We start from the raw sequence: 22,354 nt of genomic DNA, 5'->3' as shown, positions 1-22,354 counted from the left end.
AGAGATCGCGATGACCGCGCGCAAGAAGACCCTCGGCGAGCTGCGCAGCCAGCGCTGGTTCGGCGCCACCGACCTGCGCAGCTTCGGTCACCGCTCGCGCATGCTCCAGATGGGCTACGAGCGCGCCGACTTCAGCGATAAGCCGGTGGTCGGCATCATCAACACGTGGAGCGACATCAACCCCTGCCACCAGCACTTCAAGGCGCGGGTCGAGCACGTGAAGCGCGGCGTCTGGCAGGCGGGCGGCTTCCCGATCGAGTTGCCGGCGCTGTCGCTGTCCGAGAACTTCGTCAAGCCGACCACGATGCTCTACCGCAACCTCCTGGCCATGGAGGTGGAGGAGCTGCTGCGCCAGCATCCGGTCGACGGCGCGGTGCTGATGGGCGGCTGCGACAAGACCACGCCCGGCACCGTGATGGGCGGCATCTCCATGAACCTGCCGATCATATTCCTCCCCGCCGGCCCGATGATGCGCGGGCATTCCGGCGGGACGATCCTCGGCTCGGGCTCCGACGTGTGGAAGTACTGGGCCGAGAAAGAGGCGGGCAATATCACCACGCAGGAATGGAACGACATGGAGGCGGGCATTGCCCGCTCGGCCGGCACCTGCATGACCATGGGCACGGCCTCGACCATGACGTCGATCACCGAGGCGATGGGCCTCAGCCTGCCGGGCGCGGCCTCGATCCCGGCGGCGGATGCCGACCATCCCCGCATGGCCGGCGCCTGCGGCCGGCGGATCGTGGAGATGATCTGGGAGGACCTGAAGCCCTCCGACATCCTCGACCGGCGCTCCATCGACAATGCGCTGGTGGTCCACAATGCGCTGGCCGGCTCGACCAACGCGATGATCCACCTCGTCGCCATGGCGGGCCGGGCCGGAATCCCGGTCAAGCTCACCGAGTTCGACGAGTTCGCCCAGCGTGTGCCGGTGATCGCCAACCTCCGCCCCTCCGGGCAGTGGCTGATGGAGGATTTCCACATCGCCGGCGGGATCCGCGCGCTAATGGCGCGCCTGTCCCCCCTCCTCCACCTCGACGCCCGCTCGGTGACCGGCGGCACGATCAGCGATGGGCTCGCCGGCATCCGGGTCTACAACGACGACGTGATCCGGCCCCTGGACCAGCCGATCGTATCGACCGGCGGCACCGCGATCCTCTACGGCAACCTCGCCCCGGACGGCTGCGTGATCAAGCCGCCGGCCGCCGACCCGCGCTTCCTGCAGCATACCGGCCCGGCGCTGGTCTTCGACGATTACGATTCCATGAACGCAGCGGTGAACGACCTCGACCTCGACGTCACCCCCGACCATGTGATGATCCTGCGCAATGCCGGCCCGATCGGCGGCCCCGGCATGCCGGAATGGGGCATGCTGCCGATCCCCAAGGTCCTGCTCCGGCAGGGCGTGCGCGACATGGTCCGCATCTCGGACGCCCGGATGAGCGGCACGAGCTACGGCGCCTGCATCCTGCACGTCTCGCCGGAATCGGCGGCGGGCGGGCCGCTCGCGGCGGTGCGCAACGGCGATCTCATCACCGTCGACGTGCCCGGGCGGCGCATCCACCTGCACCTCGACGACGCCGCGATCGCGGAGCGCGTGACGGCGTTCCGGCCGCCGGACCGGGCCTATCCGCGCGGCTACAACCGGCTGTTCGCCCAGCACGTGCGGCAGGCCCACGAGGGCTGCGACTTCGATTTCCTGGAGGGCGCGGGCGGCATCCCCGAACCCGAGATTCACTGACAGGCCGAGCCGTCGAAGAACGGCGGGCCGACACCATAGGGAGGCGACATGGCGATGATCGCACGCAGGGGGCTGCTCGCCGGAGCAGCCCTGCTCGGAGCCGCGCGGGCGGCTGGGGCGGGTTGGGAGCCGTCCCAGCGCGTGCCCGACCCGGCCGTCGAGGTGCTCGACCCGGCGTTTGCCAAGTACCGCCTCGCCTCGGCGACGGTGGAGCGCGTCGCCACCGGCTTCCGCTGGGCCGAGGGACCGGTCTGGTTCGGCGATATGGGTACGCTGCTGTTCAGCGACGTGGTCAACAACCGGATCATGAAGTGGGAGGAGGCGACCGGCACGCTCTCCGTGTTCCGCAATCCGTCGAACTACGCCAACGGCAACACCCGCGACCGGCAGGGCCGGCTGATCACCTGTCAGCACACGACGCGGAGCGTCACCCGCACCGAGCATGACGGCAGCCTCACCACGCTGATGGACCGGTTCGACGGCAAGCCGCTTAACTCGCCGAACGACGTCGTTTGCCATTCCGACGGGGCGATCTGGTTCACCGACCCGGCCTTCGGGCCGAACCCGCACGAGTCGATGGCGACGCCGGAGCTTCCGGGCAACATCTACCGGATCGACCCGAAGACCGGGCAGGCCAGCGTCGCGGTCGAGGGCGTGGCGGGGCCGAACGGCCTGTGCTTCTCGCCGGACGAGTCGAAGCTCTACGTCATCGAGGCCCGGGCCAAGCCCAACCGCCTGATCCGCGTCTACGACGTGGTCGAGGGCGGCACCAGGACCGCCAACGGCCGGGTGTTCTACGACGCCGGCACCGGCACGCCGGACGGGTTCCGGGCCGATGTCGACGGCAATCTCTGGTGCGGCTGGGGGATGAGCGAGGCGGAGGACGGGGTGATCGTGCTCTCGCCGCAGGCCAAGCTGATCGGCCGGATCCGCCTGCCGGAGCGCTGCGCCAACCTGTGCTTCGGCGGCCTCAACCGCAACCTGTTGCTGATGACGGCGACACACTCGGTGTACGCGCTGTACGTGAATACGCGGGGCGCGGGGACCTGCTGAGGGCCAGTTTTGCGACCCGGATCATCGCTTCCGCGAAGGCTCCTGCGGGGGGCCAGCTTCGCCTTCCGCCAGCGCTGCATGCGCCCGGGAAAGGACCCGCAGGTTCAATCTGAGCCCGACCTCGTCTCTACGAGCGGAGCGAACCGATCCAGTTGCACCATGCCTTCCGGCGTCGCGCTTCCCTGGGTCGCTTCCCTGCGCTCGCGATGACGGGTTGCGGGGTCGACGCCCCCGCCCCTACTCGGCGGCTTCTGCCAGGTACCGCGCCGGGTCGTAGTTCAGGATCGGGCCGAGCCAGCGCTCGACCTCCCGGAGATCCATTCCCTTGCGGATCGCGTAATCCTCGACCTGATCCCGCTCCACCTTGGCGACGCCGAAGTAATGCGCCTGCGGGTGCGCCAGGTAGAGGCCCGAGACCGAGGAGCCCGGCCACATGGCGTAGGATTCGGTCAGCTTCACCCCGATCCGGCTCTCAGCCTTCAGGAGATCGAACAGCTGCGTCTTCTCCGTGTGGTCGGGCTGGGACGGGTAACCCGGCGCCGGGCGGATGCCGGCATAGGGCTCGGTGGCCAACTCCGCCGGCGTGTAGCTTTCCTCCGGCGCGTAGCCCCAGAACTCCCGGCGCACCCGCTCGTGCATCCGCTCGGCGAAGGCCTCGGCGATGCGGTCGGCCAGCGCCTTCACCAGGATCGCCCGGTAATCGTCGTTCGCCCGCTCGAAGCGCTCGGCGATGCGCACCTCCTCCAGCCCCGCCGTGACCACGAAGCCGCCGACGTAATCGGCGATGCCGGTCTCGGCCGGGGCCACGAAGTCCGACAGGCAGGTATTGGGCCGGCCGTCACGCTTCGAGAGCTGCTGGCGCAGGCCGTGGAAGGTCGCGAGCCGCTCCTGCCGGCTCTCGCCCGTGTAGAGCGCGATGTCGTCGCCGACGCTGTTGGCCGGCCAGAAGCCGATCACCGCCTTCGGGTTGAACCAGCGCTCCGCCACGATCTGCTTCAGCATACCTTGGGCATCCTCGTAGAGGGCGCGGGCGGCCGGACCCTGATCCGGGTCGTCCAGGATCGCCGGGAAGCGGCCCTTGAACTCATAGGTCTGCAGGAACGGCGTCCAGTCGATGTAGGGGACGAGGTCGGCGACCTCGTAGGAGCCGTAGACCCGGGTGCCGGTGAAGCTGGGCTTGGCCGGCGCGTAGCCGGACCAGTCGATCTTGAAGGCGTTGGCCCGGGCCTTCGCCAGGGGCAGCCGCTGCTTGTCGAGTTCCGAGCGGGCATGGGCGGCGGAGACCTTGGCGTACTCGGCCCGGACCTTCTCGATCGTGGCGCCGCGGGTCTCCTGGGAGATCAGGCTCGACACCACGCCGACCGCGCGGCTCGCGTCGGTGACGTAGACCGCCTGCCCCCTTGCATAGGCCGGGTGGATCTTCACCGCCGTGTGGACGCGGCTCGTGGTGGCGCCGCCGATCAGGAGCGGCACGTCGAGGCCCTCGCGCTCCATCTCGCCGGCCACGTGGACCATCTCGTCGAGCGACGGGGTGATCAGGCCGGACAGGCCGACGATGTCGACCTTCTCGCGCTTGGCGGTCTCCAGGATCTTGGCGGCCGGCACCATCACGCCGAGATCGATGATCTCGTAGTTGTTGCAGGCGAGCACGACGCCGACGATGTTCTTGCCAATGTCGTGGACGTCGCCCTTCACGGTGGCCATCAGCACCTTGCCGGCGGCCTGGCGCTTGCCGTCGCCGCCATTGGCCAGCTTCTCGGCCTCCATGTAGGGCTCGAGATAGGCGACCGCCTGCTTCATCACCCGGGCGGACTTCACCACCTGCGGTAGGAACATCTTGCCCGCGCCGAACAGGTCGCCGACCACGTTCATGCCGGACATCAGCGGGCCCTCGATCACGTGGAGCGGCCGCGCCACGCCCTGCCGCGCCTCCTCGGTATCGGCGACGATGTATTCGGTGATGCCGTTGACCAGGGCGTGCTCGATGCGCTTGGCCACCGGGGCCTCGCGCCAGGTGAGGTCGGCGGTCTTGGCCTGGGCCGAGGCCCCGGTCTTGAATCGCTCGGCCGAGTCCAGCAGGCGCTCGGTGGAATCCTCGCGGCGGTTGAGGACCACGTCCTCGCAGAGCGCGCGCAGCTCCGCGGGGATCTCGTCGTAGACGGCGAGCTGGCCGGCATTGACGATGCCCATGTCCATCCCGGCCTGGATGCAGTGGTACAGGAACACCGCGTGCATCGCCTCGCGCACCGGCTCGTTGCCGCGGAAGGCGAAGGACAGGTTCGAGACGCCCCCCGAGATGTGGACGTGCGGCAGGGTCGCGCGGATCTCCCGCGTCGCCTCGATGAAGTCGACGCCGTAGTTGTTGTGCTCCTCGATGCCGGTGGCGACCGCGAAGATGTTCGGGTCGAAGATGATGTCCTCGGGGGGGAAGCCGACCTGCTCGGTGAGGATCCGGTAGGCGCGGGTGCAGATCTCGACCTTGCGCGCCTGCGTGTCGGCCTGCCCCTTCTCGTCGAAGGCCATCACCACCACGGCGGCGCCGTAGGAGCGGCAGATCTTGGCATCGTGGATGAACTTCGCCTCGCCCTCCTTCATGGAGATCGAGTTCACGATCGGCTTGCCCTGGATGCACTTCAGGCCCGCCTCGATCACCTCGAACTTCGAGGAATCGACCATCACGGGCACCCGGGCGATGTCGGGCTCGGCGGCGACGAGGTTCAGGAACTCGACCATCGCCTTCTGCGAGTCGAGCAGGCCCTCGTCCATGTTGACGTCGATCACCTGGGCGCCGGCGGCGACCTGATCGCGCGCCACATCGAGCGCGGCGGCGTAGTCGCCGTTGGTGATGAGCTTGCGGAACTTGGCCGAGCCGGTGACGTTCGTGCGCTCGCCGACGTTCACGAAGGGAATCTCCTTCGTCAGGACGAAAGGCTCCAGCCCCGAGAGCCGCATCAGGCGCGGGATCTCGGGGATCGGCCGCGGCGCCTTGCCGGCGACCGCCTCGGCTATCGCGCGGATGTGGTCCGGAGTCGTGCCGCAGCAGCCGCCGACCATGTTGACGAGGCCGGATTCGGCGAACTCGCCGACCAGCTTGCCCATCGCCTCCGGGCTCTCGTCGTAAAGGCCGAACTCGTTCGGCAGGCCGGCATTCGGATAGGCGCAGACCAGGGTGTCGCAGATCCGCGACAGCTCGGCGATGTGGCCGCGCATCTCGCGGGCGCCCAGCGCGCAGTTGAGGCCGAAGGTCAGCGGATCGGAATGGCGCAGGGCGTGCCAGAAGGCCGCCGGGGTCTGGCCCGACAGGGTGCGGCCGGAGAGATCCGTGATCGTGCCGGAGATCTGGATCGGCAGACGGATGCCGGTCTCGTCGAAGACCTGCCAGGCCGCCGCCACCGCCGCCTTGGCGTTCAGCGTGTCGAAGATGGTCTCGATCAGGATCAGCTCGGCGCCGCCGTCGATCAGGCCGCGGACCTGCTCCACGTAGGCCTGCTTCACCTGATCGAAGGTGACGGCCCGGAAGCCGGGATTGTTCACGTCCGGGGAGATCGACAGGGTGCGGTTCGTCGGGCCGATGGCGCCGGCCACGAAGCGTCGGCGGCCGTCCTGCTTTTCGGCAAGCTGAGCCGCTTCCCGGGCGAGCCGCGCGCCGGTGGCGTTCAGCTCGTGGATGATCGATTCCATGCCGTAATCGGCCTGGGCGATGGTGGTGCCCGAGAAGGTGTTGGTCTCGCAGACGTCGGCGCCGGCCAGGAAGTAGTCGAGGTGGATCTGCCGGATCGCGTCGGGCTGGGTCAGGATCAGAAGGTCGTTGTTGCCCTTCTGATCGTGGCTATGATCCGTGAACCGGTCCCCGCGAAAGTCCTCCTCCGAGAATTTGAGGCGCTGGATCACCGTGCCCATCGCCCCGTCGAGGACGAGGATTTTCTCGGCCGCGCGCTGGCGCAGCGCCTGCGCGATCTCGGTGCCGTCGACGGGGGGAAAATCGGTCATCGGGTCATCCCATCGGCCACCTCGCCCTGAGGTGCCGCAGCGGAGAAGGCCTCGCAGGAGGTCTCCAGATGTCGTGTCGATCCCTGGAGCTCTCCGTCGAGGCCGCTCACGCGGCACCTCAGGATGAGGTTGAGGGTGGGTTCTTCGGTCTCTCGTGCGTGCCCGGGCGGCCGGCCCGGGCACAGTTCCGTTTCTGCAAGCGGAGCGACGCCGCCTGGACGGTGCGCCGCTTCGACGTGGCCTCGTCGTGCGGTCAGCCCGTCTTTTCCAGGGCCGCGAGGCGCTTCTCGATCGCCTCCAGGCGCTCCTCGACTTCCGCAGCGGCATGGCGGCCGAGGATCGATTCGCCGTTCACGGCCTGGCGTAGATTGTCGAAGCGCCGCTCGATCTTATCGAAGCGCACGTCGTGGTCTTCAAGTTTCCTTGCGACGCGTTCAAAACCTGTATGCATCTCCGTCCTCATCTCCCGAAGGAGCGGAAGAATCATATCCTGCGGCTCGGCCATCGCGAAAAACCCCCTGCCGCGCCCGCACGGGGCGCGCCGCCTGAATTTAAGCCGCCGCCTTGGCGGCCGCCAGCTTCGGCGCCTGCGCGCGCAGGCCGAGCAGGTGGCAGATCGCGTAGACGAGGTCGGAGCGGTTCATCGAGTAGAAGTGGAAGTCGTTGACCCCCTCGTCCACGAGGTCGAGCACCTGCTCGGCCGCCACCGCGCCGGCGACGAGGCGGCGGGTCTCGACGTCGTGCTCCAGCCCCTCGAACCGGGCGGCCAGCCAGTACGGGACCGAGGCGCCGGTGCGGCGGGCGAAGTTCGCCGCCTGCTTGAAGTTCTGCACCGGCAGGATGCCCGGGATGATCGGGATCGTGATCCCGGCGGCCCGGACCTTCTCCAGGTAACGCAGGTAGATCTCGTTCTCGAAGAAGAATTGGGTGATTGCCTGGTCGGCCCCGGCATCGACCTTGGCCTTCAGGGCGTCGATGTCGGCGTCGAGGGAGGCCGCCTCGGGGTGCTTCTCCGGGTAGGCCGAGACCGAGACCTTGAAGTCGCCGATGCGCTTGATCCCCTCGACCAGCTCGGCGGTCGAGGCGTAGCCCTCGGGATGGGGCCGGTAGGCGTGTCCGACGCCCTCGGCCGGATCGCCGCGGAGCGCCACGATGTGGCGCACGCCCGCGTCCCAGTAGGACTGGACCACCGCGTCGATCTCCTCGCGGGAGGCGTCCACGCAGGTGAGATGGGCGGCCGGCTTCAGGCTGGTCTCGCCGACCATCCGGGCGACCGTGTTGTGGGTGCGCTCCCGGGTCGAGCCGCCGGCCCCGTAGGTCACCGAGACGAAGCTCGGCTGGAGCGGCGCCAGACGCTCGATCGAGGCCCAGAGGATCTTCTCCATCTCGTCGGTCTTCGGCGGGAAGAACTCGATCGAGACGCGGATCGGGTGGTAGCCGTCGCGGCTGGCGCGGTGGGTGGAGCGGCGCATCGGATCTCGTCCTCTATGGCGATCGGTTCAGACGAAGGGTCTGCGATGAGGGGTGGGTCTCAGGCGACGGCGCGCCGGGGCTGTTCGATGTCGTCCTCGGCCAGCCCATCATCGGCGAGGCCGTCTTCCGCGCATCGGTCCTGGGCCAGCCAGAGCGTGACGGTGAGCTGACCCGATTCGCGCGGCGCGAGATCGCGGGTCGTGATCGTGGCGAGTCCGGCCTCGGCGAGCCAGCCGGAGACCTGCTCGGCGGAGAAGCCGAGCCGCCGGTGCGCCTGGCCCGTGCGCAGGAATTCCAGCTCGTGGGGTGCGAAATCCACCACCAGGAGCCGCCCCCCCGGGGCCACGAGCCGCGCCGCGCCGCGCAGGGCCCGGGCCGGGTCGTCGAGGTAGTGCAGCACCTGATGCACCAGCACGAGGTCGAAGCTCGCCCGGGCGAAGGGCGGCGCGTGGATGTCGCCCTGCCGCAGGTCGACCCGCGACAGGCCGCGCCGCTCCAGGTTGGCCCGGGCGACCGACAGCATGGCGTGGCTCGAATCGAGCCCGGTGGCGCGCCCGGCGAGGGGCGCGAGCAGGCCGAGCATCCGCCCCGTGCCGGTGCCGAGATCGATCAGGCTGCCGATCGGGCGCTCGCCCAGCGCGTCGAGCACCGCCGCCTCGACGATTGTCTCGCAGATGTGCAGGGAGCGCAGCTCATCCCACTTCGGTGCCAGCCGGGCGAAGAAGGTCTGGGCCGTCTCGGCCCGCTGCGCCCGGACGGCGTCGAGCCGGGCGCGATCCTCCGAGAGGGGCGGTGCTGCCCGGTCGAGCCCGGACAGGAGCGGATCGGCGAGCTCGGCCCGGGCTTCGCAGAGACGGAAGAACGCCCAGGCCCCCTCGCGGTGGCGCTCGACGAGGCCGGCCTCCACCAGCAGCTTGAGATGGCGCGAGATCCGCGGCTGCGACTGGCCGAGGATGTCGGTGAGGTCGGAGACCGACAGCTCGCCCTCGGCGAGCAGCGCCAGGATGCGCAGCCGCGTCTCCTCGGCGGCCGCGCGCAGGACGCCCAGGGCCTCGGAAAAAGGGATCGATCCCGTCTGCTGCAGTCCTTCGATAGACATAAAGATATGTTTATGTGCGTTTCGACCGCGGCGCAAGCGCGATCTTGCGATCCGCGGCGGGGCCTGCGGAAAGCCGGGCCGGTCGGCTGCGGGCAACGCGTGCCTCACCGCAGCCAGTACCCCTCCGGCGCCAGCGGCTCCGGCATCGGCTCGCCCAGGGCGTGGTGGACGATCCGGTCGACGGTGCGGACCATCGCGTCGAGGGGCAGGTCGTTCGGCTCGGTGCCGAAGGGCTCCTCGAGCTCGTCCCCGAGGGCGTCGAGGCCGAAGAACGTGTAGCCGACCAGCGCCACCACGATCGGCGTCCCCCAGCCCAGGGAGCCCGCGAGCCCCACCGGCAGGAGCAGGCAGTAGAGCCAGGCGGTGCGGTAGACCAGGAGCGTGTAGGCGAAGGGCAGCGGCGTATTGGCCAGCCGCTCGCAGGCGGTGTGGACCCCCGACAGCGCCTCGATCCGGGCTTCCAGGATCCCGAACTGGATGTCGCTGAGCCGGCCGGCATGCGTCAGCACGGCGAGGTCGCGGGTGATCGCCGCCAGGACCGCATCGGTGGGGTGAGGGCCGGACAGGTCCGCGTCGGGGGCCTTCGCCCGCACGGCCGCGGCCTCGTCGCGGTCTTGCAGGCGCGCCCGCAGGCCATGCGCGAAGGCCGACAGGCGCCGGAGCTGGATCCCCGCCTCCCCCTCCGGCAGCAGCGCCGGCAGGATCCGGGCGAGGTTGCGGACCTCGCCGATCAGGCTGCCCCAGTGCTTCCGAGCCTCCCACCAGCGCTCGTAGCAGGCGTTGTTGCGGAAGCTCAGGAAGATCGAGAGGGCGAGGCCGACCACCGTGAACGGCGTGACTCCGGCGCTCACCGGGAACAGAGCGGGCCAGCGCGCCTCCGCCCAGACCAGCGCGCAGGAGACCGCGACGATGCCGGCGAGTTTGGGCGCCACCCGCGGCAGGACCGAGCCGCGCAGGGTGAACAGCAGGGTCAGCAGGTTGGGCCGGGTGCGGACGATCATCGGGGGCTCGGGGCTTGGGCGTGCCCTCCTGCCCCGCGCCCCCCGTCCCGGCAAGGACCATCTTGGTGACGGATCGCTCCGGCTCTGCGCCCCGCGGGAGCGATCCCCGGAATCACTCCGCGGCGGTTGCGAGGCAGACGCCGCCGGGTGCCGGGAGCGGCGACGCGCCGGTCTCGTTCGCCGCCGTGCCGGCCAGCATGGCCACCGAGGCCGGAGACCAGCAGGCGGGCCGCTTGTACACGAAGGCGCTGCGGGCCCGGTGATAGGGCGAATCCGGCTGGTAAAAGTTCCTGTACATCTGCGTCAGCTCGGCGCGCCGATAGTGGGCGAGCGGCCGCTGCACCTCGTCCGCGGCGCGCGCCGCCTGTTTGCGCCCGGTGATCGCGGCGTGCTCCCCCGCCCTGGCGGCGGCGAAGGCCTGCACGGCCCGGTCGAACGCCGCCGCGTCGCCGGCGAGCGCCTCGTCGGCGAGGCCGATCTGCGCGGCCCGCCGGGCGCTGATCGGCAGGCAGGCCTCGGTGAGCGTGACGGCCCGCTCCCATCCGACCCGGCGGGGCAGCAGATAGGTCCAGTATTCCGAGCCGTACAGCCAGCCCATGTTGCGGTAATGCGGGTTGAGCACCACGCCCTCGCGGGCCAGTACGAAATCCGCCGCCAGCGGCAGGATCGCCCCGCCGGCGCCGACGTTGCGGCCGACCGCTGCCACCACGACCGTGTCGGTCGCCAGGATGATCTCGCGGATCAGATCGTCCATCGCCACGATGTTGGCCCAGGATTCCGCCGCGGCGTCCGCACTCGCCTCGATCTCGTTGAGGTGGATCCCGTTCGACCAGAGATCGTCGCCGCCCGCGAGTACGATGACCTTGGGCGCGTGTTCCCGTGCCTGGCGGAATGCCGCCTGGAGCGACCGGCACTGCGCGGTGCTCATCGCGCCGTTGTGGAAGTCGAAGCGCAGGCGGAGAACGTCGCCGTCGCGCTCGCTCCGCACCTCCTCGACCGGGTTCGGATAGGGGAGCTCCTCGGAGACGGCGGCGACGGGGAGGTCCGCCGGGAGCGCATCGCCCAGCACTTGGACGGCGGCGCGCTTGATCCCGCCGCCCTCCTGCTTCGGCTTCAGCCGGCCGATCCAGACCGCCCCGTCGACCGTGGCGCGACAGAGGGCACCGCTCTCGGATCGGGCGATCACCTGGCCCGGCTCACCCCGCAGGCGCGGCTCGGCGCAGGCGGCATGCAGGTAGACGGCTCTGCCGAAGACCTCGTCGAGGACGCCCGGCACCCCGTCGGCCGCGTGGATGCGCGCGAGCACCTCGGCCGTCGCATGCCGGCTCCAGTCGATGCGGCGATCCGCCTGCTTCATGGACGGGCGCAGGCGGCCGAGGGCGGTCGGGGCGGAATAGTCGAGCGGCCGCGGTGCAAACCCGGATGTCTGAACGTTGGCCATCGCCTCCCACAGGCAGGCCACCGCACCGTCGATCACCTCGCGGCGGTAGACGCTGCTCTTGGGCGCCTGACGCAGCGGGAACGTCCGCGTCGCCCAGATCGGGCCGGCATCCATCTCGGCCTCGGCCTGCAGCAGGGTGACGCCCCAGCGGTCCCACCGCTCCTGGATGGCCCAGTCGAGCGCCGACGGCCCGCGGTCGCCCTCGACGCCCGGATGCACGATCAGGGTGAGGTACGCGCGCCAGAGCCGCTCGGGGATCGCACGCGTCAGGAACGGAGCGATCGTCAGGTCCGGCCGGAAGGACGCGAACGCCCCCTCGAGACGGCCCTCGTCGCCGGCGTAAATCTCGACCGCAACCTCATGGCCGGCGTCGGTCAATTCGACGAAGAACCGCTGCGTCATGCTGTTGAAAGCAGACGACACTAAAAGAACCCGCATCGACAATCCCCGAGAGGCGTTTTTCCTAAACCCGCTCGGATTTCCCCCTCATAAGGTTTTATTTTTGTATTTTTAAGTCGTTATAAGACAAATAGTATCGATCCGGACTATTTTACTCGAATTTGTTTGTTGTCGAATCGACGGCAAACGCATGCGAATCGGAGCAATGAGGGTTTTTACTCCGCGTTGCAGCGATGCGCAAGAAGATGCGTGGAACTGTGCTTCAAAAGATCTTGGAAGGTCTGGCGGGGGCGTCGTCCTGAACGACGGCCGGCCCTGTCCTTGGCGGGTGCCCGCGACCGACGGGCGGCCCCTCTCTCAATCGGCGTCCCACAGCCACGCCGCCCCGCGCACGCCCGAGGCATCGCCGTGCAGGCTCGCCCGCACCGGCGTGTCGAAGGCGTCGGAGAAGACGTGGGGGGCGATCGCGCCGGGCAGGCCGGCGATCAGTTCCGGGATTCGCGACAGGCCGCCGCCGATCACGATCACATCCGGATCGAGGAGATTGACGACCTGCGCGGCCGCGCGCCCGAGCCGTTCGAGGTGGATCGCGAGCGTCGCCTGCGCGTCCGGCTCTCCCGCCCGCGCCGCGGCGACGACGGCCTCGGCGGTGAGGCCTGCGCCGGACAGCCGGGCGTGGTCGGCCGCGAGGCCGGGGCCGGACAGCCAAGTCTCGAGGCAGCCGCGCCGGCCGCAATAGCAGGGGGGACCCGGGCGCTCGTCGTCGCGTGCGCCGGGGAGCGGGCCGTGGCCCCACTCGCCCGCGATGCCGTTGCGGCCCGTGAGCACCCGCCCGTCGACGGCGATGCCCGAGCCGACACCGGTGCCGAGGATCACCGCCCAGACCACCCGCGCGCCGGCCCCGGCGCCGTCGATCGCCTCCGAGACCGCCAGGCAGTTGGCGTCGTTCTCGATCCGCAACGGCCGCGCCAGAAGCCGCGCGAGATCCGCCCCGAACGACTGGCCGTTGAGCCAGTGCGAATTGGCGTTGCGCACGCGGCCGGTGGCCGGGGACAGGCTCCCCGGCATGCCGATGCCGACGGTGCAGGCCGTCCCCGCCTCGGCTTCGAGCCGCAGGGCCAGGGCGGCCACGGCCTCGACGGTGGCCCGGTAAGCGCCGCGCGGGGCGGCGACCCGCGCCTCGGCCAGCGTCGCGCCGTCACGGTCCAGGACGATGCCGGCGATCTTGGTGCCGCCGAGATCGATGCCGAGGCGCGCCCGACCCCTTGGCGGTCCCATCACTCGGCGGCGGCGACCTTGCCGTCGGTCGCCATCGGCTGGGGCGCCTCGTCGGCGATGTGGGTGCCGATGGAGATCGGGTGGGCCATGACCTCGTTGAGCTTGGCCACGTCGAGCTCGCCCTCCCAGCGGCTGACCACCACGCAGGCGACGCCGTTGCCCACAAGGTTGGTGAGCGCGCGGCACTCGGACATGAACTTGTCGATGCCGAGCACCAGGGTCATGGCGGCGACCGGGACCGGGCTGTTGGGGATCGCCGAGAGCGTCGCCGCCAGGGTGATGAAGCCCGCGCCGGTGACGCCCGAGGCGCCCTTCGAGGTCAGCATCGCCACCAGGATGATCGTCGCGTATTGCGCGAAGGTCAGGTCCGCCCCGACGGCCTGGGCCAGGAACAGCGTGGCCAGCGTCATGTAGATGTTGGTGCCGTCGAGGTTGAACGAGTAGCCCGTCGGGACCACGAGGCCGACCACCGAATCCGAGGCGCCGAGCCGGCGCATCTTGGTCATGAGCTGCGGCAGCACCGTCTCGGAGGAGGACGTGCCGACCACGATCAGGAGCTCGTCCTTGATGTAGGCGAGGAAGCGCAGGATCGAGAAGCCCGCCACCCGGGCGATCGCCCCGAGCACCACCAGCACGAACAGGATGGCGGTGGCGTAGAAGGTGCCGACCAGCCAGGCGAGATCGTAGACCTTCTGGATGCCGTACTCGCCGATCGTGAACGCCATCGCGCCGAAGGCGCCGATGGGCGCGAGCTTCACCACGATGCCGATGATCTTGAAGAAGATCTGGCCGGCGGTGTCGATCACGTGGTTCACGGCCGAGGCGCGCTCGCCCAGGCCGGTCACCACGACGCCGGTGAGGATCGAGATCAGCAGCACCTGCAGCAGGTCGCCGGTGGCGAAGGGATCGAAGAAGCTCTTCGGGATGATCGCCAGGATGTGGGCGACGGTGGAATCGGCCGCGGCCTTGTTGGCGTAGGAGGCGACCTTGCTGGCATCGAGCTTCGACGGATCGGCGTTGAAGCCGGCGCCGGGCCGGATCACCTCGCCGACCAGCACGCCGACCAGCAGGGCCAGGGTGGAGACCAGCTCGAAATAGACCAGCGCCTTCACGCCGACGCGGCCGACCTTCTTGAGGTCGCCCACCGACGCGATGCCGTGCACGATGGTGCAGAAGATGATCGGCGCGATCATCATCTTGATCAGGCCGATGAAGGCGTCGCCGAGCCACTTCATCGCCTTGCCGGTGGCGGGATCGTACCAGCCGAGCAGCACGCCGAGCGCGATGGCGATCAGCACCTGAATGTAGAGGACCTTGTACCAGGGCTCCCGGGGCGCTGCGGCCGAACCTGTCGCGTGGATTGCCTGTGCCATATCCATCCCGTGCGACTGCCGCGCACCCTCCCGCTGTGCCGGCACGCTAGCGACTATCGTCCCGCGCCTCAACGGTCGCTCGGTAATCTGCGGGGAACCAATCGTGACAAAAACCTGTCGATTCCCGCAGCGAAGTACTTTTGCAATTCGATAATCGCGCTCATCCCGGAAAGCGCGGTTATTTTTCCAACCCCGCCGGATTTGGCCGTCCGTCCAGCGGCTTTCAGAGGCTTTTCGGAGGTTTTCCGTGGCTATGCGTCATTGGGCCGGGACCGCGTTGCTCGGCGGCCTCCTGGCCTGTGTCTTGTCCGCTCCGGCGACGGCCGGGGTCGTCGCGCGGATCGACCAGTCGAACCAGCGGATGCGCGTCTTCGTCGACGGCTATCCCGCCTATGACTGGCCGGTCTCCACCGCCCGGAGCGGCTACGTCACGCCGAACGGCCGGTTCCGGGTCGGGCTGATGGCGCCGATGTGGCGCTCGCACAAGTATCACGGCTCGCCGATGCCGCACGCCATGTTCTTCCGCGGCGGCTACGCGATCCACGGCACCTACGCGACGGGTGCCCTCGGGCGCCGGGCGAGCCACGGCTGCATCCGCCTGTCGCCGGGTCACGCGGCTGCCCTGTTCCAGCTCGCCCGCAACCACGGCGGGGCGGCGGTGGTGATCCGCAACTGAGACGGTTGCGCCGGCGGCCCGAGCGCCGCCGCCGATCCGGCACGAAAAAGGGCTGCGGCGCATCGTGCGCCACAGCCCCGATAGCGGCGTCCGCGCCGGCCCGAGGTTTAGGTCTGCTGCTGGGTCCGGCGGGGACGCACGGTCCAGCGCTCAAACATCGACCCGGCCTCGTCACCCTTGGCGTCCTTGGACTCGGCCCCGTGCTCCGGCTGCTGATGGATCGCCGCGCCGAGCGCCTGCGACAGGCTCTCGATCACGTCATCGATGCGGGTGTCGCCGTGCAGGGCATCCCCGCGCGGCATGTCCGGAGGGGCGGCCTGGGCCGCGGGGGCCTCGTGGTGAAGGGGCTCCGGGGCGGGTGCCGGATGCGGCTCCGGCTCGACATGGGGCTCGGGGATCGGCTCGGCGGGCATCGCCGCCACGGGCATGGGCGCGGGCTCCGCGGGTTCCGGTGCGGGGGCTGCAGCCGCGACGGCGGGGGCCGCCTGGACCGGGGCGGCCGGGGCCGGCGTCACGATCCGGCGCATCGCGCCGAGGGCGCCCTCGTCGGATTCCGCGGACCGGGTGCTGCTGCCGTAGCGGCCGAAGCCGAAGCGCGGCTCGATCAGATCGAGCACCGCGTCCAGGGCGGCGTTATTCAGGGGGATCTCCTCGGCGGCGGGGACGCCCTGGATCGCCAGGGATTGCCGCTCGAAGCTCGGATCGGCGCTGACCTCGCGCCCGAACCAGTTCGGCGCGTGGAAGCCCGCCGCCTCGCCGTCGTTGTCGAAGGCGATGCTGATCAGATCCAGGCTGCCGGGGCTGACATAGCGGTCGATGGCGATCTCGCGCCCGCCGACATTCAGGGTGGTGCGGTCATAGGCGGCCTTGCCGGGGCACACGTCGAGCAGCGCGTCGCCGTGGGCGCGCGGCACGTCGGTGCGCTCCTCGACCGGGATCCCGTCGGGCCCCTTGTTGACCAGCACCAGCTGGCATAGCTGCCCGTCGACCCGCACGAAGGAGGCCCGGCCGCCCTGCGGCGCGAAGTGCCCCTCGGTGATGCGGGCGCCGCCGCGCTCCTTGCGGATCAGGCGGACCAGGGACGGGGCGACCAGAAATCGGCGAACGGTGCTCATGAACTCAATACCCCTCCCGCTTGGTCGGCGGCGCGCCGATCCGGCGGACACCCTCCGGGCCGCCAGCCCGGGCTTGAGGACGCAAGTGGAACGGCAGCGAGCGGCGTACAAGCTGGACCGCAACGCCGTATTCGCCCGTACCCAACCGCTTCCTTCGCCAAACTCCGAGCGGCGACAACATGAGAGAATAGAGCGCTAAGCAAAAACGCGACGAAATCAAGACCGGACCGAGGCCAGGACTCGGTCATGCCGATTCCTATCCCCGATATCCCGCATCCGCGCCCGGTTTTCTCAACCCAGGTTAAACCGGATCCGTATCCTTGCCTCGACGCGCCCGCTTGCGCCCCACCGGTCTCCCCTTCGGTGGCCGGCGCTCAGGCCGCCGGCTCGAAGGTCATCGCCGCGCCGTTCATGCAGTAGCGCAACCCGGTCGGGGCGGGGCCATCGTCGAAGACGTGGCCGAGATGGCCCTGGCAGCGGGCACAATGCACCTCGGTGCGGACCATCCAGTGGCTGCGGTCCACCGTGGTCGCGACGGCCCCGTCGAGGGGCTTGAAGAAGCTCGGCCAGCCGGTGCCGGACTCGAACTTGGTCCCCTGCTCGAACAGCGGCTGCCCGCATCCGGCGCAGGTGAAGGTGCCGGGGCGCTTCTCGGCGAGCAGGCAGCTCGTGCCGGCCCGCTCGGTGCCGTGCTCGCGCAGGACCCGGTACTGCTCCGGCGTGAGGACGTCGCGCCACTCGGTGTCGCTGCGGGTATCAGGGCTGGTGGTCGGCGTATCCGCCATGGCAATCTCCCTTTTCGCGCCCTCATATAGGCGCGTGACGGGCCGTTCGGCAGTCCCGGCGCGCGCGGTCAGGCCGCCGCACCCACCGTATCGGCCATCCTGGCCCGCCGCCGCCCGATCGGCTGGGGCGCCCCCGTGGTGGTGTCGCGCCCGGTCTGATGCTCCAGCTCCGCGTTGATCTCGCCGCCGAGGAGCACGATGGTCGAGGAGATCCAGATCCAGGTCATGAAGCCGATGACCGCGCCCAGCGAGCCGTAGGTCTCGTTGTAGGTGCCGAAATTGGCGACGTACCACGAGAACAGCAGCGAGGTGACGAGCCAGAGCAGGCCGGCGATGACGCTGCCGACCCCGACCCAGCGCCAGCGCGCACGCTCCCGGCTCGGACCGAACCGGTAGAGCACCGAGAGGCCGCCGAGCAGGACGACGAGGATCGCCGGCCAGCGCAGAGCCGCCAGCAGCCATGCGGTCGAGCCCAGGCCGAGGAAGTTCAGCACCACCGGCACCACCACGATCACGTTGAGCGCGATGATAATGAACAGCAGGGCGCCGATGGTGAAGGTCAGGGACCGGAGGTTCAGCCAGAAGAAGTTGCGCTTCTCCTCCTCCTCGTAGACGACGTTGAGCGCGTCGAACATCGCCTTCATGGCGGCGTTGGCGCTCCAGATCGACAAGAGCAGGCTGGAGAAGAACGTCACGCTGAGCGAGCCGCTGCCCCTGGCAGCGATGCGCTTGACCTGATCGCCGATCAGCTCGACGGCCCCGGTGGGCAGCATCGCGTGCAGCTGGGCGAGGTGGTCGTTGATGACGTTCACGTCGGCGAACAGGCCGTAGCAGGTCACGAGCGCGGCGATCGCCGGGAACAGTGACAGCAGGGTGTAGAAGGTCACGCCGGCCGCGACCGCCAGGACCCGGTCCTTGTTGAACTCCAGGTAGACCCGGACCACGATGTCCTTCCACCCGGCCCGGGTCATCTCGGTGGGGTCGTCGGCGGCGCGGCCACGCTCGGCCTGCGTCGCCACGGTGAACTGGGCGGCCCGCCCGGAGATCGAGCGTGCCCCGGGGGCGACACCCTTGCGCAGCGCCACGTCCCTCTCCGTGGATTCGGGATCGAGCGGCGGTTCCGCGGGGGGATGGAGGCCCGGCACGCCCCGCCGCGCCGGCGCCGCGGCGAGGGCGACCAGCGCCGACCCCAGCATCAGGATCCACAGGATCGAGCCGGTCTCGGCGGGTCCGGTCGAGCGCGAGGGCGACGGAGGCATGGGTCGGGGACGGCCGTACGCGCGGAACGGCCGCGCTCTCGGGTCTCAAACGTCGTCGCGCAGCGGCTGTTCCGCGCTTCGGTCGCGGGCACACCGGCGGCGCGGGCGCGTTCTGCCTCCTATGCGCGATCAGCCCCGCCTCGGATTCTGCTGCAAGTTCGTCCTGGACGAGCCGCCCGGCACCCACGCCACCCTGAAGGCGGAGCGCGCGGCGACGCTCCACATGAACCTGACCAGCGTAACGATGGCCCATCTCGCCAAGCTGGAGCCGGCCGCCCGGCGGGCGAAGCTCTCCGGTCTCGTCGCCCACAATCTCGACGCGCTGGCCCGTCAGATCGCCTGGGTCGGGGCGCGGCCGCCGCTGGAGCGCCTGCTGCGCATGGCGAGCAACGTCCTGCCCGGCTACACCCACCCGGTCGCGCAGGCCATCTACGCGGAGCCCGGGATGGCGGCCCTGGTCGAGCGCGGCCTCGCGGAGGCCGGGGCGCTGGCGCGCCGGCTCGGGGTGCGCCTGAGCTTCCATCCCGGCCCGTTCTGCCTGCTGGCGAGCCGGAACGCGGCGGCCGTCGAGAACGGCCTGTCGGAACTCGACTACCACGCCGAGATCTTCGACCGGATGGGCTACGGCGGCGGCTGGCACCCGCACGGGGCGCACATTAACATCCATGTCGGCGCGGGAGACCCGGGCGTTGCCGGCTTCCGCGCCACCCTGCCCCGGGCGAGCCGGGTGGCGCGCGACCTCGTCACGGTGGAGAACGACGAGAACGTCTTCGGCCTCGACGCCGTGCTGCAGCTCGCCGACCTCGTGCCGGTGGTGCTCGACCTCCACCACCATTGGGTCCAGAGCGGCGGCGCCTATCTCGAACCGGACGAGCCCCGCATCGCCCGGGTGCAGGAGTCCTGGCGCGGGGTGCGGCCGGTCGCCCATATCAGCGTGTCGCGCGAGGCGGTCGCCGCCGAGTCCGACCCGGAGGCCCTGCCCGATTTCCCGGCCCTGCGCGCCGCCGGCCACGCGGTCCGGGACCTCGCCGCCCATTCCGACCTGATGTGGAACCGGGCGGTGAACGACCTCGTCGCCCGTCACCTCGCCTGGGCGGATTTCGAGATCGAGGCCAAGGCGAAGAACCACGCCTCCATGCAGATCGCCCGCTACATCACCGGGCTGGAGCGGGCGGATCCGATCGCGGCGGAATGACGGGTCTCGACGCCTTCGCCGGACCGCTTTAGGCATCCGGCCATGAAGACCGCCGATTGCGACATCCTCATCGTCCCGGGGCTCGGGGGTTCCGGGGAGGACCACTGGCAGGCCCGCTGGGCGGGCCGCCTCGCCACGGCGCGCGTGGTCGCGCAGGACGATTGGCACGCGCCGACCCCGGAGGCGTGGTGCGGACGGATCGCCGAGGCGGTCTCGGCCGCGACCCGGCCGGTGATCCTGATCGCCCACAGCCTCGGCGTGGTGGCGAGCGTCAAGGCGGTGCCGCGCTTCCCGGCGGGCGTGGTGCGCGGCGCCCTGCTGGTGGCCGTCCCCGACGTGGAGGAGGCCCCCGACCTGCCCGAGGCGGCGCGGGCCTTCGCGCCGCTGCCCTGGGATCCCCTGCCCTTCCCGTCGCTGCTGGTCGCCAGCCGGACCGATCCCTATTGCCGCTACGACCGCGCCGACGATATCGCCCATGCCTGGGGGGCCCTGACGGTCGATGCCGGCGAATCCGGCCACATCAACGCGGCGAGCGGGCACGGGCCGTGGCCCGAGGGGCTGATGCGGCTCGCGGGATTTCTGAAGGGGCTGTGACGCCTGCGGGATCCGGTCGCGTTGCCCGGGATGGGGCCGCCGGCCTTCAGGTCGCGGTGGATCGGCCCGCCGCCGCGACGCGAGGCGCGCCAGGGAGATCCGCACGCTGATTCAGGAGGGGCAGGCGGCGCCGTCAGGGACGCGAGCGTGGCTCTGGACGGCCGGATTCCGGGCCCGGCTCCGGCCCGGGTCCGGGGCTTGAGACGCACGCCGCGTTAACGCGCCGTTTACCACGGCTGCCGTCAGTGGAGGCACGGGCGGTCCTTCGGCCCGAAGGCGCCCCTGGAGAGCACCGTGACGCGCAAAGAGCTTCTGGAACGACTCGACGCCGTCCAGGCCGCCCTCGGGCCCCGGGCGCAGGCCAATTTCAACAGCTCGCTGTTCAACGATATCGCGCTCCTCAAGCGCATCGAGGCCTTCGAGGCGAAGGTCGGCGAGGTCGAGAAGCCGAAGGTCGCCGACTACACCGGCAACATGTTCACCCGCATCGCCAACCGCCGCGCCGCGGCCGGCAAGTAAGCGCGCGCCGCATTCCTCTCCGGAAGCCGGCGGCGTCCTGCGGGACGCGGCCTCATGGCGTTTCGGCCTCGGCCGTGCGCAGCAACTCGCCGGCGACGTCCGCGAGCCGCGGCGGCGCCTGCCGGACGAAGGGCAACGGCCGGCAGACATTGATGGCGGCGAGCCCGAACCGGGCGGTCATCAGCCCGTTGAGCACGCCCTCCCCCAGCTTGGCGGAGATCCGGGCGGCGATCCCGAGGCCCAGCACCTGCTGCATCACGCTCTCGCCAACCGCCATCCCGCCGGTGACGGTGAGGTGCGCCACGGCCGCCCGCGCCAGCCGCAGGAAGCCGAGGAAGCCCGGCCGCCCGCCGTAGATCGCCGCGATCCGGCGCAGCAGGCGCACCGCCGCGTAGACCACGAAGGCGACGTCCACGATCGCCCGCGGGCTCAGGGCCGTCACCGCCGAGACCTGCTTGGCCGCCGCCGCCACGGCGTTGCAGGCCTGCCGGTCGAGGCCCGCGAGCAATTCGTACTCGGCGAGCCCGATCCGATCGTCGACATCGAGGATCGCGTCGGCGGCGGCATCGATCCGGGCGCGGCCCGCCGACAGCGCGTCCCGGTCGGCGTAGAAGGCCGAGAGCGCCTGCACCACCGCCTGCGCGCCGGTATGGTCGCGGCTGCCGAGGGCGTCGACGGCCGACTGGCGCAGGCGCTCGATCTTGCGCTCGCGCCGCAGGCCGGCGAGTTCGCGCACGACGATCGCCAGGAGCGCCAGGGCGGCGATGGCCAGCAGGGCGAGCGCCACCCAGCCGAGCCAGGGCGCGGCCTGGAAGAGATCGGCGATCATCCGCTCGACCGAGAGCCCGATGCCCAGCGAGACCAGGCCCCCGACCGCCGACAGGAACAGCGCCATCCAGGGCGACCGCCGCCGCGGCGCCACCGGCACCGCGACGCCGTCGGCGGCATCGACGATCTCGAAGGGCTCCTCCACGATCCGGGTCTGCGGCCGGGCCGAGAGGGGCGTGGTCGTCACGCGCGAGTCCGGCGGCGGCTCGGGGGTGATCCGGAAGGCGCGGGGTTTCTGGCCCGAGGTCATGGCTGAGGGCTCCTCAGGAAGCAGTGGCGCCCTCGCGTTCCGACGAGCGCGTTTGGCGATCTCTTGTGGATCTGAGCAAGAGCCGGATGCGCGCCTTTCCTTCCCCCCTCTGCGGGGGAGGGTGGCCCCTGCGTCAGCAGGGGCCGGGCCGGGACGAAGTCCCGCAAGAGGGGAACTCAGGCTCCGAAAACGGCGCGACCGGCATGACGGGCACAGTCCTATCCTGCACTGTCGCTCCCCTCTCCCGCTCCCCTTCGGCGGCCACCCTCCCCCGCAAAGGGCAGA

At 70.3% G+C, this 22,354-nt stretch carries 18 protein-coding genes; 6 read left to right on the top strand and 12 right to left on the bottom strand.

All coding sequences use genetic code 11. From position 1 onward, the window contains the following. The first annotated feature begins 10 nt into the window (after positions 1–10). Both araD and MKK69_RS04765 read left to right on the top strand, forming a co-directional pair. The gene (araD, locus tag MKK69_RS04770; protein ID WP_243966525.1) at positions 11–1,741 is read left to right on the top strand and encodes an L-arabinonate dehydratase; all 1,731 of its coding nucleotides are present in this window, start codon (positions 11–13) and stop codon (positions 1,739–1,741) included. Positions 1,742–1,789: 48 nt separating this feature from the next. Further along, positions 1,790–2,794 carry an SMP-30/gluconolactonase/LRE family protein gene (locus MKK69_RS04765; RefSeq protein WP_243966517.1) on the top strand — a complete coding sequence of 335 codons (1,005 nt, stop codon included), beginning with the start codon at positions 1,790–1,792 and terminating at the stop codon, positions 2,792–2,794. Positions 2,795–3,031: 237 nt separating this feature from the next. Here the strand turns inward: MKK69_RS04765 and metH are convergent, their stop codons facing one another. From metH to MKK69_RS04725, 8 genes are all read right to left on the bottom strand, one after another. Further along, the gene (gene metH, locus MKK69_RS04760) at positions 3,032–6,784 is read right to left on the bottom strand and encodes a methionine synthase (RefSeq protein ID WP_243966515.1); all 3,753 of its coding nucleotides are present in this window, start codon (positions 6,782–6,784) and stop codon (positions 3,032–3,034) included. A 253-nt stretch (positions 6,785–7,037) separates the two neighbouring features. Then, positions 7,038–7,289 (bottom strand): hypothetical protein, encoded by a 252-nt coding sequence (locus tag MKK69_RS04755; RefSeq protein WP_243966507.1) that lies wholly within the window; start codon positions 7,287–7,289, stop codon positions 7,038–7,040. Between the two features lie 46 nt (positions 7,290–7,335). Next, the gene (metF, locus tag MKK69_RS04750) at positions 7,336–8,256 is read right to left on the bottom strand and encodes a methylenetetrahydrofolate reductase [NAD(P)H] (protein ID WP_243966505.1); all 921 of its coding nucleotides are present in this window, start codon (positions 8,254–8,256) and stop codon (positions 7,336–7,338) included. A gap of 59 nt (positions 8,257–8,315) precedes the next feature. Next, positions 8,316–9,356 (bottom strand): ArsR/SmtB family transcription factor, encoded by a 1,041-nt coding sequence (locus MKK69_RS04745; protein WP_243966503.1) that lies wholly within the window; start codon positions 9,354–9,356, stop codon positions 8,316–8,318. Positions 9,357–9,460: 104 nt separating this feature from the next. Continuing rightward, positions 9,461–10,357, bottom strand: a complete 897-nt coding sequence (locus MKK69_RS04740; RefSeq protein ID WP_243966501.1) for a bestrophin family protein — start codon at positions 10,355–10,357, stop codon at positions 9,461–9,463. Positions 10,358–10,469: 112 nt separating this feature from the next. Beyond that, on the bottom strand, positions 10,470–12,200 hold the full coding sequence (locus MKK69_RS04735; protein WP_243966499.1) for an enoyl-CoA hydratase-related protein: 1,731 nt from the start codon (positions 12,198–12,200) through the stop codon (positions 10,470–10,472). A gap of 354 nt (positions 12,201–12,554) precedes the next feature. Beyond that, positions 12,555–13,475 (bottom strand): ROK family protein, encoded by a 921-nt coding sequence (locus tag MKK69_RS04730; RefSeq protein WP_243966497.1) that lies wholly within the window; start codon positions 13,473–13,475, stop codon positions 12,555–12,557. Continuing rightward, complete coding sequence (locus MKK69_RS04725) at positions 13,475–14,848, bottom strand: dicarboxylate/amino acid:cation symporter (protein WP_243966495.1); 1,374 nt, start codon at positions 14,846–14,848, stop codon at positions 13,475–13,477. Before MKK69_RS04725 ends, MKK69_RS04730 begins: the two co-directional genes overlap by 1 nt. A 253-nt stretch (positions 14,849–15,101) precedes the next feature. Between MKK69_RS04725 and MKK69_RS04720 the strand changes: the two genes are divergently transcribed. Then, the gene (locus MKK69_RS04720; protein WP_243966548.1) at positions 15,102–15,524 is read left to right on the top strand and encodes a L,D-transpeptidase; all 423 of its coding nucleotides are present in this window, start codon (positions 15,102–15,104) and stop codon (positions 15,522–15,524) included. Between the two features lie 107 nt (positions 15,525–15,631). On the opposite strand, the gene MKK69_RS04715 is transcribed toward MKK69_RS04720, so the two are convergent. From MKK69_RS04715 to MKK69_RS04705, 3 genes are all read right to left on the bottom strand, one after another. After that, positions 15,632–16,639, bottom strand: coding sequence for a hypothetical protein (locus MKK69_RS04715; protein WP_243966493.1), 1,008 nt, complete (start codon positions 16,637–16,639; stop codon positions 15,632–15,634). A gap of 374 nt (positions 16,640–17,013) precedes the next feature. After that, positions 17,014–17,424 (bottom strand): peptide-methionine (R)-S-oxide reductase MsrB, encoded by a 411-nt coding sequence (gene msrB / locus MKK69_RS04710; RefSeq protein WP_243966491.1) that lies wholly within the window; start codon positions 17,422–17,424, stop codon positions 17,014–17,016. A 68-nt stretch (positions 17,425–17,492) separates the two neighbouring features. Beyond that, on the bottom strand, positions 17,493–18,683 hold the full coding sequence (locus tag MKK69_RS04705) for a YihY/virulence factor BrkB family protein (protein ID WP_243966424.1): 1,191 nt from the start codon (positions 18,681–18,683) through the stop codon (positions 17,493–17,495). Between the two features lie 121 nt (positions 18,684–18,804). On the opposite strand from MKK69_RS04705, the gene MKK69_RS04700 reads away from it, so the two are divergent. The 3 genes from MKK69_RS04700 (at position 18,805) to MKK69_RS04690 (ending at position 20,991) form a co-directional block, all read left to right on the top strand. Continuing rightward, on the top strand, positions 18,805–19,878 hold the full coding sequence (locus tag MKK69_RS04700; RefSeq protein ID WP_243966422.1) for a UV damage endonuclease UvsE: 1,074 nt from the start codon (positions 18,805–18,807) through the stop codon (positions 19,876–19,878). Between the two features lie 42 nt (positions 19,879–19,920). After that, positions 19,921–20,472, top strand: a complete 552-nt coding sequence (locus MKK69_RS04695; RefSeq protein ID WP_243966412.1) for an RBBP9/YdeN family alpha/beta hydrolase — start codon at positions 19,921–19,923, stop codon at positions 20,470–20,472. A gap of 294 nt (positions 20,473–20,766) precedes the next feature. Continuing rightward, on the top strand, positions 20,767–20,991 hold the full coding sequence (locus MKK69_RS04690) for a hypothetical protein (protein ID WP_243966409.1): 225 nt from the start codon (positions 20,767–20,769) through the stop codon (positions 20,989–20,991). A gap of 52 nt (positions 20,992–21,043) precedes the next feature. On the opposite strand, the gene MKK69_RS04685 is transcribed toward MKK69_RS04690, so the two are convergent. Continuing rightward, positions 21,044–22,069 (bottom strand): YcjF family protein, encoded by a 1,026-nt coding sequence (locus MKK69_RS04685; RefSeq protein WP_243966407.1) that lies wholly within the window; start codon positions 22,067–22,069, stop codon positions 21,044–21,046. Positions 22,070–22,354 lie beyond the last annotated feature (285 nt).

It is taken from the genome of Methylobacterium sp. J-026 (assembly GCF_022829585.1).
In the GTDB taxonomy this organism is placed as follows: Bacteria; Pseudomonadota; Alphaproteobacteria; order Rhizobiales; family Beijerinckiaceae; genus Methylobacterium.
Note: the sequence above shows the minus strand (reverse complement) of the source record. Positions and strands in the feature narration are given on the sequence as shown.

Coding starts and splice junctions, on each gene's coding strand:
- MKK69_RS04730 (WP_243966497.1), bottom strand. CDS start 13,475: ATGGGACCGCCAAGGGGTCGGGCGCGCCTCGGCATCGATCTCGGCGGC.
- MKK69_RS04735 (WP_243966499.1), bottom strand. CDS start 12,200: ATGACGCAGCGGTTCTTCGTCGAATTGACCGACGCCGGCCATGAGGTT.
- MKK69_RS04715 (WP_243966493.1), bottom strand. CDS start 16,639: ATGAGCACCGTTCGCCGATTTCTGGTCGCCCCGTCCCTGGTCCGCCTG.
- MKK69_RS04745 (WP_243966503.1), bottom strand. CDS start 9,356: ATGTCTATCGAAGGACTGCAGCAGACGGGATCGATCCCTTTTTCCGAG.
- MKK69_RS04695 (WP_243966412.1), top strand. CDS start 19,921: ATGAAGACCGCCGATTGCGACATCCTCATCGTCCCGGGGCTCGGGGGT.
- metF (WP_243966505.1), bottom strand. CDS start 8,256: ATGCGCCGCTCCACCCACCGCGCCAGCCGCGACGGCTACCACCCGATC.
- MKK69_RS04685 (WP_243966407.1), bottom strand. CDS start 22,069: ATGACCTCGGGCCAGAAACCCCGCGCCTTCCGGATCACCCCCGAGCCG.
- MKK69_RS04755 (WP_243966507.1), bottom strand. CDS start 7,289: ATGGCCGAGCCGCAGGATATGATTCTTCCGCTCCTTCGGGAGATGAGG.
- MKK69_RS04720 (WP_243966548.1), top strand. CDS start 15,102: ATGCGTCATTGGGCCGGGACCGCGTTGCTCGGCGGCCTCCTGGCCTGT.
- MKK69_RS04740 (WP_243966501.1), bottom strand. CDS start 10,357: ATGATCGTCCGCACCCGGCCCAACCTGCTGACCCTGCTGTTCACCCTG.
- MKK69_RS04725 (WP_243966495.1), bottom strand. CDS start 14,848: ATGGCACAGGCAATCCACGCGACAGGTTCGGCCGCAGCGCCCCGGGAG.
- MKK69_RS04705 (WP_243966424.1), bottom strand. CDS start 18,683: ATGCCTCCGTCGCCCTCGCGCTCGACCGGACCCGCCGAGACCGGCTCG.
- metH (WP_243966515.1), bottom strand. CDS start 6,784: ATGACCGATTTTCCCCCCGTCGACGGCACCGAGATCGCGCAGGCGCTG.
- MKK69_RS04700 (WP_243966422.1), top strand. CDS start 18,805: ATGCGCGATCAGCCCCGCCTCGGATTCTGCTGCAAGTTCGTCCTGGAC.
- msrB (WP_243966491.1), bottom strand. CDS start 17,424: ATGGCGGATACGCCGACCACCAGCCCTGATACCCGCAGCGACACCGAG.
- araD (WP_243966525.1), top strand. CDS start 11: ATGACCGCGCGCAAGAAGACCCTCGGCGAGCTGCGCAGCCAGCGCTGG.
- MKK69_RS04765 (WP_243966517.1), top strand. CDS start 1,790: ATGGCGATGATCGCACGCAGGGGGCTGCTCGCCGGAGCAGCCCTGCTC.